Below are 14,495 nucleotides of genomic sequence, written 5' to 3' on the forward strand. Positions count from 1 at the left end.
CCCCGAATGCCATAAGTAACTATTCTTTAATACCGGAATGGACCATCGTCTCAATGACGCTCTTTTGAGTAAGCAGAAAAATAACAATCGGCGGGGTCATCAGGAACAGGCTGCCAGCCATAGCCGCTCCGGTTCTGGCAATTCCCCCTGATACAATTTGACTGATGGCCGCCGGCATCGTTTTTAATTCCTCATCAAAAATGACACCGATCCCCTGCTGATTCCAAATCGCTTGAAAAGAAAAAATAACAAGCGTAAGCCATGCCGGCTTGACAGCAGGCATTACTATTTTCCAAAAAATCGCGTATTGGCTGGCACCGTCAATTCTCGCCGCCTCAATTAAGGAGTCCGGTATTTGCGTCATAAACTGCTTCATCAAAAACAAACCCAGCGGGACAGCCAAATTAGGCAAAATATAAGCCCAATAGGTGTTCAAAATATTCAGCTTGGAAATGATGATGAAGTTAGGGATATCCAGCACGGTGGCATTAAACAGCAGTGTCATAACGACAATCGGAAACAGCCATTTGAAGCTGAGATTGTATTTGGCAAGCGGGTAAGCAGCCAAGGAGCAAATGATAACACTGCCGCCTGTCGTCACGATACATATAAACAAACTGTTAAAGATGTATCTGCTGAACGGGACCCATAAATTACCCGCCAGCTTAAACAGCATCGAAAAATTGCCTAAGGTCGGATGCTCCACAAAAAATCTTGGCGGAAACAAAAATAATTCATTGATCGGCTTAAAAGCATTAACTATAGCAAATACGAGAGGCAGCACCATAAATGAGCCAAATGCGGCCAATAACATAAAAATAAAAAACGTTCCGATTCGGCTGCGGTTCGATTTAATCCGAGACCTTCTTAGTTTAATTTCCAACATATCGCAGCATCCGTTCTATCAGATTTTTCACTACCAGCATCACAATGAACAAGATGACGGCAATAGCTGAGGCATAGCCCATCTCATACCGTATCGTTCCAAAATCCAGCATATGGAGAACGATAGTATGGGCAGAATAGTTCGTGCTTGGAAAGCCGGCTAATGACATCGAGATCGTGCTTACAGAGAACGATGCAGCAATTTGCATAATCGCTCCAAATAACAGCTGCGGCTTCATAGATGGAAACGTTATATACCACAGCTCTTGCCAGCGGTTGCGAACACCGTCAATCGCGCCCGCTTCATACAGCGTACGGTCAACGGATTGTAGCCCGGCTATGAAGGCCAAAAAACTTGTCCCAAGGCTCATCCATAATTGGATAATAATTATGATCGTCAGATTGTAGCGCGGGTCGATTAACCACTGAATCGGCTGATGGATCAAGCCAAGCTTGAGCAAATTGCCATTAATTAAGCCATACGTATCTCCGCTGAATATAAATTGCCATATAAAAAATACATTGCCTGTAAGCGCCGGCGCATAAAATACAAGCGTAACAAAGGAACGAACCTTCGGACGCAATTCGTTAATGAGCCATGCGAATACAAAACACATCATATAGCTGATTGGCCCGGTTATAATCGCGAACTGCATCGTATTTTTAAATGCGATTAAAAATACGTCGTCGTCGAGAAATAACCGGACATAATTATCAATACCGCGCCACTTTGGAAATTGCAGCATATTGTAATCCGTAAAGCTTAGAACTGCCGATGACAATACCGGCAATATGACAAAAAGGAAAAATAAAATGGTAAATGGCAGCAGCATGATGTACAGCTCTTTATGCTGCTTGAGCTCTTTTATAAACCGCAGCTGATTATGCCGCCTGAGCTCCTTTGCCATATTCGGTCTACGTTTTTGCTTCACTGCTTGCAATAACGCTCACTCCAGTCCAAACTCGTCTCGTTTTCGGATAATTTCCGCATCGGCTTCCCTCATTCGTTTGTTGAACGATTCACGCGCATTTTGCCCATTGATGACAACTTCACGAAATGCATTATCCAAGCTTCTTACCGTGTAATATCCACCGGGAACCTCACGTATTTCCCGCACTTGCTCCCACTGCTCCATCAGGTTTTCCAGCTCATTTCTGCTCCAAGGCAGCCGCTGAAATGCTTCCACGTTAGCAACCGGCTGCCGAGCGGCAGCTCCCATAAGCGCTTCCAGCTCCTTGGCGTAACGCTCCTGAACCTCTTTACTCGTCCACCATTTTAGAAATTCCCAGCTTGCTTCCTTATGCTTGCTATGGTTATATATAACGGCCGCTGTCCCTGAACCGCCCGCTGCATGATCAATTGTGCCGTCCTCCCGCTTCGTTCCCGGAATTTTGGTCATTGCCCATAAATTACGAATTTCCGGGGCTGCCGCAACTATACGGTTGTATTCGCTATATGGTGCAATCGCAAGCGGCATTTCGCCTGTACGAAATCGGTTATAAAAATCGTAAGATATCGGAAAGCTGTACTCCGCATAAAAATCGGTCCATTGCTTGAAGGCAGCAAGCGCACCGGCATTATCGCGCAGTCCTGTCCCCTCGCCCTCGTAAAAATCTTCTTGCTGCTGAAACAGCAAGGAAGAAAACAGATGGCGCGTTCCCATTCCTTGATCGACGGCCTCCCACGCATCTGCTGACGTATAAGGCATGCCGATTTGCATATTATTTCGTTGAATGACTGGCGCAATTGCGTACACATCATCCCATGTTTGCGGCGGGTCCACTTCGAGCGCTTCAAATATATCTTTGCGGTAAAACATCATATAGAAGGTTTCTGTATCTGGAAGTCCATATACACCGTTGTTATACGTATATGGAACAGTAGCATCCTTCATAAATCGCTCTTTCACCTCTGCAAAGTCGTCAAATCTAGACAAATCCGTCAGTGCGCCGCGCATTGCCAAGTTAACCGGCTGGCCTCTTCCCAGCATAATGGAGGCATCCGGCCCATCCTTGGCCAGCACAGCTTGAATGCTCGACGCTTGCACAAGCTTTACCTTTACTTGAATATTGGTTTGCGGTGTAAACATATCATTGATCATCGTATTCAACACCTGCGCCTGATCACGCCCCCAGCCAAGCCATAGTGTAATCGTCTCTCCAGCCGTACCGTCTTCATTCGATAAGCTGTAATCATTTACAAAGGAGTTAAAAAATGATTTGATCTCAAACGCAGCAGACTGGAAAAAACCTGGTTTGACCTTTGGCGCTTTTGCCTGGGCAGGCATAACGACGATATAATCAAGGTCGAGCGGCTGCATTCTTATGTCCAGCATCCATTGTGAAGCCGCGCTTATGTTGGATTTGAAATGTTCAAGCCGCTGAGGTATCGTATCCGGATTAGCGGCCATCGCAGACAGCTGCTCTGCAAATGAGCTCAGCAGCGCTGCCTCGCTGCCCTTTTGCCCCAATAATTGCTCGATATGAGCAGCCTCAGCATCCAAAGTGACTGCCGCATTCTCCAACGCTTCGAACAAGCCTGGAATTTCTTTATCAAGCGTATAATCGCGGTACATATCAGGCTGCGTGCTCGTAATCATCATTATTTTTCGATAGATTTCGTTCAAATCGTAGACAACCGCCTCCATACGGCGAATCGTAGACGTAACCTCGCCGAGCACTACCTCGAGCCCAATCTCATGCGTCCCTTTTGACAAATAAAATAAATACGGCTCCCCCTTCTCATCACCAGGCACATTCATTTTCCATTCCGTACCGTAAGGGAAGCGAATCGCCGCTGCTTCTTGAAACGGAATTTCTCCATCAATCGTCAGCGCCCGGTTTATAAAGAAGCCCCTTACATAGCTTTGCTGATACTTAAAGCCAAGCTTATACAGACCGCTCTCGGGCACATCAACTTGCCATCTGACCCATTGCCTCGGCAATGACCAGTTTTGCTGTCCGATTATATTCAGCTTGATTTTGGATATATCCATCGGCTCTGTCAGCGGGCTGGAACGATCATAGGCCGGTCTCAGCGCCGGATCTGACTTTAGAAATGCTTGCTCCGCCTGCACTTTAATGATTTCGCCTTCTGCTTCCTTGTACATAAGCTCGTCATATTTCTGCTTCACTTCTGTATATGGAGGAGGCGCTTCCCGCTTATAAAGCTTGATTTCTGATAGTGCAAAAGGTTCACGTATCGCGTTTAACCGCAATCTATGCGTTCCTTTCGTCAAATAAAATTGGAACGGCTCGCTGTACAAGCCGTCAGCGTCTTGAAAATCCCGTTCCAGCCAGCTTGGCGCTTCAACTTGCTTGGGACTGTAATCATTTCCTTGGCTGTCTTGCTTAATTGGCCCGTCGTCTTTCCATATGCGATGAAAAAACACACTTCCCGCTTCAGCGAACGGTATTTCGCCATCCAGCTCCAGCCCCAGCTCAATTGGACGCCCTGTCCCTTCAAGCGGAAAATAGTGAAGCGCCATCTCATAACGTCCAGTCTGTGGAACGTTTACGGTCCACTCTATCCATCCCCCATCATTCTGCCATTGAAGCACGTCTTGTTTGCCTTCAAATTGCTCAGCAACAGCAAATTCAAGGTTGCTAACAGCCGTGTAGGTTGCGGCAGGAATCCGGATTGTTACATCCGGAGATTCCGCCTGCTCATGCCTTTGCCTGTATTGCTCGTAATCATTTTCATAGCGGGCTATGATTTTTCTATCTGGCAATGCTTGCCTTTCATCCGCTTCCAAATTTGCATTCACACCCGCCGGCATGAACGTCCCTGAAGCTGAGCCCAAACCCAATATCACAACGAGCAAAGAAGCGATGAATTGTTTTTTTAACCGCAAAATAGTTTTCCCTCCTAGCTCATCGCCTTCATTTAATCGCCGGAAATAGTAGTGGCAATGCGCTTCCTTACATCGTACAGTTGCTCAGGACTGCGGCTGAATTCCAAGGAAGACGTTACGATTTCGGATGCTGCCCTATAAGCTTCTTCAAAGCCTGATTTTTGCTCAAGCAGCTTATAATACTCGAAGTCTTCTAATCCATCTCGAATATTTTCCATTCGAATGCTGCCTATAGGCCCGTCTGTTCCTGCATACAGAAGCACCCCGTCGCCATGCAGCCACTGATGTTCTTCACCCGGCGTTGTAATGGACCAGTTTGTTAAGAGCGGCCCATTGCGCTTAATTGGCGGAGACGGTACGCCCACTCCCTTGTAATAATAATTCAGTGACCAGTATAGAAATCCGTCGAACCTCTCGTGCAAAGTCATAGCGCTAAGCAGTATCCTTGCCTCAAGCGGACTGTTCTCAATCCGCCAGTTTGGCTGCGGATCGTATGGCTGCAGTGAAATGTACGCCCATACCTCTTTTCCACGCTCGCGAATTTGGTCTGCAAACTCATTGTTGTAAATACCGTCAACCAAGTGCAAAATTAAAATATCTACATTCAATTCTTCCATTTTTTCGAAGGAATCGATATATTGAGAAGTTGCCGCAATAGGAATGTTAGGATACACTTTCTTAACATGGGCGTTCACTTGCTTCATCGTCTCAAAATGCTCTACTTCAGCCTCATCAAACCCGTAAAATACACCGTTGCCTTTCTCGACAGCGCCTGCGCTGATCAATTGATCGATATAGGGGCGCATTCGTTCAAAGCGCTCAATTAGCTTCTCCGCCGGCGCTTCGCGGTCTGCCCATGTGGAAGTAATCGGATAAACAGTAAAGCCGTTTACTTTGTCTGCATAATGAGCACGTTCCTCTGCCGACAGATTAAGCGCCCACTCCACATAGTCTGGATGAACGGTCATATCATCCGGGCTAATCCGATAATCAGCTGCATATTGCAGCCATTTTTCCCGCATTTCAGGTTTGACGTGGCCATAAACCTCTTGCAAATATTTAAAGTTTAAAGAGAATAAATTAGGCAGCTGCGGCTTATCCGGCAGTTGAAAGCCATATACTTCAACTTCCGCGTCTACCACATTGCTTACACCGTTAATTTCCAGCTCGACCGTTCCTTTATAAATGCCCGGTGCCGCGTCTTTTGGCGCATGTACAGTAACCCAAATCGGATTGGACCAATCCTTGATTAACTGCGCGCTGTCGCTCGGAAGAAGGGGGTCGGGATACCAGCCGGGCTCTTGCAGCTCTGCAACTTCGGGAGTCGGATGCCCTTTGAATGTTTCGATCCACACATAGCCGACTTGATACCATTGCACATCGGTAAGTTGATGCTCGCCATTTCGAAACTCACCCAAAGTCACCTTCACTTCTTCGACGTCTGCATCCGCTCTTACCACGATTTGGAAGCTTTCATATTCATTGCCCGCAAGCGAAAGCTTGATATCCCGATTGTCGGGCAGCATATCCTTAGGCATCACTTTCACCATGCTGCTTGCTGCTGCAATCGTATAATTAACCGGCTCTGCCTTATGACCTGCCGTCTCGATTGGTCTATTAGACTCCATGCTCATTTTGTCCTCTCCAGCTCCTTTGCCTATAACATACAGCCCTGCTCCAATTAGGAGAAGCATCGCAATAACGATGCTCCCCGCAAGCAAAATCGCACTTCTTTGCTTCATTGTTCCTCCATAGCGGTGTCCGCTTGCTTTGTCCCTGCAATATCCCATACTGGCTTAAGCTCATAGATGTCGAGGGAAACAAGCCGGACATTGCCGTTATTTGCATAAATTTCAAGCTTATCGCTGGCCGGGTCAGGAAATATAAGACTTGTAATAATGCCTTTCCCCTCATTCCCGAACACTTCAACCGAGGAGCTGTCTATGAAAATTTGCATCTTCACTCGTTTATTCTCGGGATATAACGGAGCCGAGAACTTGCCGGTTACGACTTTTCCCGCACTTGACCGATCAACAAACAATTCGCCATTGCTCACGTCGTAGCCGATAACCGTCTTCTCACCATCTCCTTGTCGGACTTTAAAACCGAATTCAGCCGCTGTATCCAGTTCAATTTCAGCGACAAGCTCCAGCAGCCCGCCGTGGATCGCATCAAGAAGATTGGAATTTTCGGCAATGTCCTCATTCTCGAAACGGGCATGCTGCTTGCGAAGGGATCGCAATTCTTTAACTGGAGATTGCACCAGTCTGATGCCTTCGAAATAAGTCCGCAGCGATAGCTCATGCGGAATCGTCATCGCGCCGTTCCAGGGATCCGTCACATCCCCAAGTGCTGCTGCATATTCCCAGTTCATCATCCAGTTGATCATAACGCGCCTGCCGTCTGCCTCAGGCATATCGCTAAACGTCTGCGCAGCGTAGGAATCCGGTCCGTAGTTAAGCGGAAGAGCGGCCGTTTCGGGTATAAACCGTTCCCCGTCAAACTGGCCGATAATATATTCCCTCCCCCCTAAATTAAGCACCCATTTTTTCTTTTCGGGATTGCCGTCAACAGCTAATTCGAAAAAGTCCGGGCACTCGGTCCAAATGTCATTTTCACTCATTAAAGCCCATTGTTTCAAATTACTGGATGAGTAAAAACGCACCTTCCCCCCGGCAACGATCATGACCCATCGCTGCGTAGGCTCATGCCAGAAAACTTTTGGATCACGAAAGCCTTCTTCACCGAAATTAGGGAGCACAGGATTTCCCTCATACTTGGTCCATGTTCTTCCTTTATTCTTACTGTAAGCTACACTCTGTGCCTGCCCCTCTTCCGTATGATGAGTAAATATAGCTGTCAGACCAGAGCTTCCATTAAAAAAACCGCTAGTATCCTGCCAATCTACGACAACCGATCCAGAAAAAATCATGCCCAGTTCGTCTGGATACATCGCTATTGGAAGCTCCTCCCAATGGAGCAAATCTTCACTCACCGCATGCCCCCAATGCATAGGGCCCCATTGCTTGCTGTACGGGTGATTTTGGTAAAACAAATGATATTCGCCTTCGTAGTAAACAAGCCCGTTTGGATCATTCAACCAACCTTCCTTAGGCGAATAATGATATTGAGGACGATACTTTTCCGCATATACTGCTTCAGTTGAATGCGGATTAGCCGGTGCTTGCCATATGCCGCTTGCACTGAACTGCTTCTGTACCGGTTCCATCGTATCCACTCCATTACTTTTATAATCTTTGGATATTAAGTAGATCCAGCCTGTAATCATTATGCTAAAGGCTGCTGCCATGCATAGAATGAACAGGGTTGTTTTTCGGAGCATTATTCCGTTCCCGACATCGTTAAATCGATTTGCGCCTGAAACAGCGGATTATACTTTTCAATGGCAGAGCTAACCGATAGTCCTTCATTTTTTATTTCCGCGAAAAAGCTAGTCTTATGGCTGCCGAATTCTCCAATTCCCAAGTATTTCGGCAGTACAGCAGGTAAGTTTGCTTTCATATCATCCATAAGCTTTTTCTGTTCTGGCGACCAGCCTTGCCAAATATCGTTATATACTGGATTTTTCGCCTCATCATCATAGGCCTTGAGCAAATATTCCTGAATAAATTTAGCCGCTGCCTCCGGGTGCTTCGAGCCGCTCACAACAGTTGCGCCGCCCGGAACTACATAGTTGACATGGCTATCTGCACTACGCCCCTTAGGCAGAGGAACAAAGTCCCACTCATCGTTAAAGCCTTGATTAATAATCGATGCCATTACCCAGCTGTAGTCGATGATCATGGCAATTTTTTTGTTTTTGAATCCTTCTGTTCCGCCCCACTGATCCGGGAAGACCACTTTGTCCTTCGATGCAAGATCCTGTATAAATTGAGCCGCCTCTACGAATTTCGGATTATCTGTGGACGGTGTTACTTTTCCGTCATCCGCAACCTTTATAAGGTCAGACACGCCATTGGTAAGGAAAAACACTTCATCCATCCATGAGCCGTAGCCCCATTGATCAGTCGAGCCATCGTTGTCCAAGTCCTGTGTGAGCGCAATTGCTGCTTCTCTGAACGTATCCCAGTTCCAATTGCCTTGCACATACAGCTCGCTAGGTGTCGGCAATCCATTATTCGAGAACATCGTTTTGTTATACATAACGACAACCATATCCGCGTTATTAGTCGTAAATCCGTAGCGCTTGTCCCCCCACTTAAAAGCGACGTCTGTCATCTTGGAGTCCGAATAGGGATTATCACTCATTAAATACTCGTCTATCGGCAAGAAGGCATTTTTTACAATCATTTCTGGAATATCTGCTGAGCCGGCCGTTGTAATATCTGGCGAATCTCCGGTTGCAATTAATGTGACCAGCTTGGAGTTGTGCTGTGACCAGTCCGGAGCGTTAACGATGGTGAAGGTGCCCCCATGATCTTTAATCCATGCATCTCCAGCCTTGTTGAATTTAGCTAATTGCTCTTCAGTAGGAACCCACTGCACATAAAAAGTAAGATCGATATTTTTAATTTTTTCATCGTCTGACTTGTTCCCTTCCGCCGACTTGCTTTCCTCTGGTTTATTTGTTTGCTGTTCCCCGCTAGGCTGCACGTTCCCGTCTTTACCCGAATTACCTGTTTCCTTGGAGCATGCGGCTAAAATTAAAACAACAACCATTGCAACCGCTAGCATTTTGCCATAAAGACTGATTTTTCTCACTAAAAATCCTCCCCTTTGACCCTATTGTTATTAAACTGTCAATCCCGATTGCATGTTCTGCTCTGCCATAAAGGCAGCGCTTTCATCTCACTTATGCAATCATCGATTGATAATTTAATTATGGGTGATTAAAGGGAGGATTTAAATTCCACTTTTTTTTGAAAGCTTTAGGTTTTAAGCTTAATTTCAAAAAAACTGCTCTATGTTTTTCTTATATCTTTTGTCATAGTATTGCTCCAATTGCTCAAGACCGGCTTCTTTCATCATATCCAGCATGCTTCCGTACAGCTCTAATGCCTTTTTTTCTGATTCGGCGACAATAATTTTCGGATATTCAGATACGATAATATTTAGTATTTGCGTCTCGATGATTCCTTCATGGCTCGTTGCAGGCGGATTAATTTTGGAATAGAAGGCTGACCAATCGGCCGCATACTTATTAATAACAGGACCTCTTACATCCTGAAGCTTTTCTTTTAAAGGAATCCATTCGTGATAAAAAAAACGAAACGTCCAGGCACCGTCTTTTTCAGCGCCGATTGTACTTTCAATAAGATTATCCCTAATGATATAGTTTTCCCGATCATGGCCGTAGTTGACAAGTAAATTGCCGTCAGAGCTCCACATATATCTGGCGAACTTAATTAATGCTTCAGGATTTTTAGCATTTTTCGTAATAGCAGTAAAGGTCCAACCTAAGCGATTATGGCTTGGAAACTCTACATGAGGAACAGCTTGCATAGGTTCTATCGCCACATATTTCTGTGAGGCATCGCCTAGTCCGAAATAATGAAGGGGCACGGCAAATACACGATTCTCGAAGTCTTCCTGCAATTGCGGCTGCTGCTTCAGCATATAATCCGGATCGAGCAGTCCTTCCCGATATAATTGATTGGCAAATTTAATAAAGGGAATGAATTGCGGATCTTTAAATTTAAGATGAGCATTACCCTCTTGATCGATATATAAGGGCTTAATGCCAAAGGATTGCTCCATAATCTCTAGCGACCAGCCGTTCTCCCCCGCCGACAATGGAATGGATGGCTTACCTTCAATTGTTGGAAATTTCTGCTTGAAAGCGCGCAGCGCAGCGATAAAGCCTTCTGGCGTCGTCATATCCGGTGAGCCCAGCTCCTCATACATATCTTCGCGTACATGATACGCAAGTACGCCAATATTATTTTTTTGATCAAACCGCCATTGTGAAATAAAAAAGCTCGGCAAGCCATACAACTGATTGTCCAGCTCGGACTTTGTGTATTGATATACATCTTCGGGAATTTCATCACGGAACTCCGGAACATACTTATCAATCAATTCATCGTAGGAATACAACAGACCTTGGCGAATAAGCCGGTCTATCGTCGGATCATTCATTTCGAATGTAATCATATCCGGCAGCGTACCGGAAGCTATCATAAGATTCATATTGTCATTGAAATTGCCTTTTGGGTATTTAATAACAGGGATTGCTCCTGTAATTTCACTTACATCCCTCAGAATCGGATAATCCGTCCATTTTCCGTTAAACTTCCAGTTTGGCAAGTTAATATACCAGTTGAAATTGAACTCTTCCCCAATGAACCATTTGCTTTTTTGTTGTAACAGCATCTGCTGGATCTGAGGGTTATATGGTGTACGCTGCTCCAAATAAACAGGCTCACCTTCCGGCTTGATCGCTGTTTTCCCAAAACAGCTTGATAAAACTGCCAATGCCAAGAAGCTTCCCAATAACTGAAGCTTAAACCGTTATTCCTTTTTCATTGCTCCCGCCCCTCTCTTACCCGACTTCAGCCTGGCTAAGCCTGCGATTATACTTCGGAATTTGGATTCGGCAAATTGTCCCATTACCCGGCACACTTTCAATGAACATGCTTGCTTTATTTTCGAAATAGAGAGAAAGTCGCTCATTTACATTTTTCAGACCGTAACCGGAAGATTGCTCGTACAAAATTTGATTGGCCCGCTCTTGCTCCATTCCGGGGCCGTTATCAGCAATTGTAAATTGAATATAGTTTCCTTCAGTTTTTCCGCTTATGATCAATTTCCCTTTTCCTTCTGTTTTGCAATCTATCCCATGCTCAATTGCATTTTCTACAATAGGCTGCAAAATAAGATTAAGCATATCGAAGGCATAAATTTCATCATCCAGCTCGTAAATCACATCGAAATTATGCTCATGCATAATCAATTGAATATCAATATAAGCTTTCATATTTTGCAGCTCGTCCCCAATTGAGATAATATTGTCGCCTTTATTCAGTGTTGTCCGATAAAACTCTGACAGCCTTGTTGCAATGCTGCTCGTTTCCGTATCGTTGTTCATAATCGCTCTCCAATTAATAATGTTCAAGCTGTTATACAAAAAATGCGGACGGATTTGCGCTTGCAGCGCCCTCAGCTCCGCTTCTTTTTGTACTAGCTTGCTGCGGTATACATCCTCTATCAAATGATTGATCGTTTTCAGCATTTTGCCGAAGCGATTCGTCAGCTGCCCAATTTCGTCCGATGCGTCGCTTGATACATCCATCGCCAATTGACCTATTTCCACCTGCTTCATTTTGGCGTTCAAATGCCGAATACGTTTCACCAGGGTACTGGAAAATATCCAAATAAGTAGTAGCAGAAACAGAATGCAAGCTGCGCATACAACAATCGTAGCCCGCAAAATTTGATCGCTTTCTTTCAGAAAAAAATCGTAGGGTACAAAACTTTGCAGCGTCCAGCCGGAAATTGTGATCGGAAGCTCCGTCTTCATATAGCGGCTGCTGGTCAGCGCATAATCGGCCGTGTCGGCGCTCCGGTTCGAATAAATCAGACTGTTGCTTTCATCCGTTATGACCACGCCATATTCTTGCGCGCTCATAAACAAGCTCTCCTTGAAAATCTCATCGTAATCGAGTGCAATGCTGACGATGCCCAGTTCTCTGTCGCTGTATATATCAATGAATTTTTTTGTAATAAATAACTCGCCGTTTCGCGATACCCATCTGGGATGATAAGCGCCTTCTGTTTCAACTGCCCACAATTCATCGGCTATTCTCGAATAATCGAGCACGAGGCTGCCGAACTCAGGAATACCTTGCTTGGAATAAAAGGTAATCTCCTTTATTCCCTGATTAATAAATTGAATATTCGTAATAGTGGGCACCAAAACTGTTTTCAAATCCGCGGCCAGGGAAACTTTATCTTTATAATTGTTATTGAACAATTGCTGCAGCCGCGTGTTATAAACAATGAAATCCGTAATGTTATTGTACAAGCTTATTTTATAGCTAAGATGATCGACTATTTTCTCCGCAGAGGCAGTTAAGTTACGCTTCTCTTGATTGACCAGAAAAGCTTGCGATTGCTGAAAAGAATAGATGCCGAGACTTAAAACCGGAATTAAAATGACAATCATATAGGAAAGCAAGATTTTATACTTGAAAGGTAAATTTCTAAAACTGGCAAGCATCTTATGCATTATGAGCTCCCCCGTTCGCGGGATTGCGCCGGGCTTAGGCCATAGTAGTTTTTAAAAATCGAACAAAAATAGGAATGGCTGTTATAGCCAACCTCCCGGCTAATATCCGATATTTTCATGTTCGTATTTTGCAATAGATCAAGCGCCTTATTGAAACGAAAGGACGTAACATATTTCATAAAGCTTTGGCCTGTCTCTTTTTTGAAAAGGTGACTTAAATAGCTGGGGGATAGATAAACTTTATCGGCAACGTACTCCAGGCTGATATCATTGCTGTATTCCTTGTGAATCACATCGAGCACATCTGTGATCAGTTTGCCCCCTTGTTTGACAGCAAGTGCATTTTCACCGTATTGCCACACGATTTGCATCAAAATCGATTTTAATTCCAGCAGCGTGGAAGAGGCATAAATATTTTCCGCCATATCCGGAATCAGCTGATGATGGCGGTCTGAGCTTTTAAATAGCTTTTGCATAATCGAAGTGCATACAAATTTCAAATAGGTTACGGGCAGTTTTCTGTCCATCTGCAAAGCATCAAAAAATTGTTCGATCATTTTGCCTGCTTCGCTATATTCTCTTAATTCGATATGACGATCCATTTGCGCAATGTAAAATTCGGCATCAGACATATTGCTTTGAGTCGCTTTATCTGTCCCCGATGAAAACAAAACAACACTTCGGTCATAAAAAAACTTGCTTTCTATACTTTTTTCCATATTCATATATTCCATATGTATCTGTTCTTTGCTATTAACCGGATTGCTTAAAACAATACAAACATTAGACTTAAACGTATCCGTCACGGCATGCTTAAGCATTTCTCCTAATTGATCCGTGCTTGCCGAATCAAGTGAATCATCCAGCTGTATAAATACCATACTCTGATATTCATTCAAATTGACATACTCCAAAACCGCAAAAGCCGGGAACCAAGCAGGCAAATGCTGCTCGAATTCAGCACCCCGAGTATCAAAAAAGCGGTCTTTGAAATCAAACAAGACCAATAGTGCAGGCTTCTCTACGATGTGCAGCTTTAACTCATTGATTTGATTGTTCTCCAGCTCATTTCCTTGCAAAATATCCAAAAGCACCTTTTCCTTCTCATACTGCAGCCCCTTCTTGTACCCTCGCAAAAGCATTTCATTATGAACCCGCGCTTCCTCTTCCTCCTTGCATAAGGACAGCACCTGATCCATTACCTTCAAAAATTCTTCCATCCGTATCGGCTTCAAAATATATTGGGCAACACCGATATGAATCGCTTGTTTGGCATAATCAAATTCACCATAGGCGCTGAATATAACGATTTTCAATTGCGGCTTTAATTCGCGGGCCCGCTGCGCCAGCTCCAAACCGTCCATTATTGGCATTTTTATATCAGACAGTAAAATATCAAACTCGCCATTTTGCAAATAAGCGAGCGCTTGTTTGCCGCTATCCGCCTCAGTGACGTGCAGGGGCAAATTAAACTTTTGAATCAGCAGCTTAATTCCTTCCCGATCAATCCGTTCATTATCGACGATCAATATGCTGTACATCGAATGCCTCCCTATACAATATTGGAG

General features: G+C 44.6%; 9 protein-coding genes. All 9 read right to left on the reverse strand.

Features of this window, described 5'->3' with window-relative positions; translation table 11 throughout:
• Positions 1-19: 19 nt before the first annotated feature.
• Positions 20-886 carry a carbohydrate ABC transporter permease gene (locus V1L65_RS20900; protein WP_331701189.1) on the reverse strand — a complete coding sequence of 289 codons (867 nt, stop codon included), beginning with the start codon at positions 884-886 and terminating at the stop codon, positions 20-22.
• Positions 873-1,793, reverse strand: a complete 921-nt coding sequence (locus tag V1L65_RS20905; protein WP_331701218.1) for a carbohydrate ABC transporter permease — start codon at positions 1,791-1,793, stop codon at positions 873-875. Before V1L65_RS20905 ends, V1L65_RS20900 begins: the two co-directional genes overlap by 14 nt.
• Before the next feature lie 39 nt (positions 1,794-1,832).
• A complete protein-coding gene (locus V1L65_RS20910) occupies positions 1,833-4,739 on the reverse strand; it encodes an extracellular solute-binding protein (RefSeq protein WP_331701190.1) in 2,907 nt (968 codons plus the stop codon).
• Between the two features lie 32 nt (positions 4,740-4,771).
• Complete coding sequence (locus V1L65_RS20915) at positions 4,772-6,481, reverse strand: DUF4091 domain-containing protein (RefSeq protein ID WP_331701191.1); 1,710 nt, start codon at positions 6,479-6,481, stop codon at positions 4,772-4,774.
• Positions 6,478-8,028 carry a glycoside hydrolase family 32 protein gene (locus tag V1L65_RS20920; RefSeq protein ID WP_331701192.1) on the reverse strand — a complete coding sequence of 517 codons (1,551 nt, stop codon included), beginning with the start codon at positions 8,026-8,028 and terminating at the stop codon, positions 6,478-6,480. The genes V1L65_RS20915 and V1L65_RS20920 overlap by 4 nt, the downstream gene beginning before the upstream one ends.
• 53 nt (positions 8,029-8,081) lie before the next feature.
• Positions 8,082-9,461, reverse strand: coding sequence for an ABC transporter substrate-binding protein (locus V1L65_RS20925; protein WP_331701193.1), 1,380 nt, complete (start codon positions 9,459-9,461; stop codon positions 8,082-8,084).
• Between the two features lie 186 nt (positions 9,462-9,647).
• Positions 9,648-11,174, reverse strand: a complete 1,527-nt coding sequence (locus V1L65_RS20930) for an extracellular solute-binding protein (RefSeq protein WP_331701194.1) — start codon at positions 11,172-11,174, stop codon at positions 9,648-9,650.
• A gap of 67 nt (positions 11,175-11,241) precedes the next feature.
• Positions 11,242-12,927 (reverse strand): sensor histidine kinase, encoded by a 1,686-nt coding sequence (locus V1L65_RS20935; RefSeq protein WP_331701195.1) that lies wholly within the window; start codon positions 12,925-12,927, stop codon positions 11,242-11,244.
• Positions 12,927-14,468 carry a response regulator transcription factor gene (locus tag V1L65_RS20940; protein WP_331701196.1) on the reverse strand — a complete coding sequence of 514 codons (1,542 nt, stop codon included), beginning with the start codon at positions 14,466-14,468 and terminating at the stop codon, positions 12,927-12,929. Before V1L65_RS20940 ends, V1L65_RS20935 begins: the two co-directional genes overlap by 1 nt.
• Positions 14,469-14,495: the final 27 nt, after the last annotated feature.

It is taken from the genome of Paenibacillus sp. IITD108 (assembly GCF_036541265.1).
Classification (GTDB): domain Bacteria; phylum Bacillota; class Bacilli; order Paenibacillales; family Paenibacillaceae; genus Pristimantibacillus.

Bases quoted from the DNA above. Each gene is read 5' to 3' on its own strand.
- V1L65_RS20900 (WP_331701189.1), bottom strand. From the start codon at position 886: ATGTTGGAAATTAAACTAAGAAGGTCTCGGATTAAATCGAACCGCAGC.
- V1L65_RS20905 (WP_331701218.1), bottom strand. From the start codon at position 1,793: ATGGCAAAGGAGCTCAGGCGGCATAATCAGCTGCGGTTTATAAAAGAG.
- V1L65_RS20915 (WP_331701191.1), bottom strand. From the start codon at position 6,481: ATGAAGCAAAGAAGTGCGATTTTGCTTGCGGGGAGCATCGTTATTGCG.
- V1L65_RS20920 (WP_331701192.1), bottom strand. From the start codon at position 8,028: ATGATTACAGGCTGGATCTACTTAATATCCAAAGATTATAAAAGTAAT.
- V1L65_RS20935 (WP_331701195.1), bottom strand. From the start codon at position 12,927: ATGCATAAGATGCTTGCCAGTTTTAGAAATTTACCTTTCAAGTATAAA.
- V1L65_RS20940 (WP_331701196.1), bottom strand. From the start codon at position 14,468: ATGTACAGCATATTGATCGTCGATAATGAACGGATTGATCGGGAAGGA.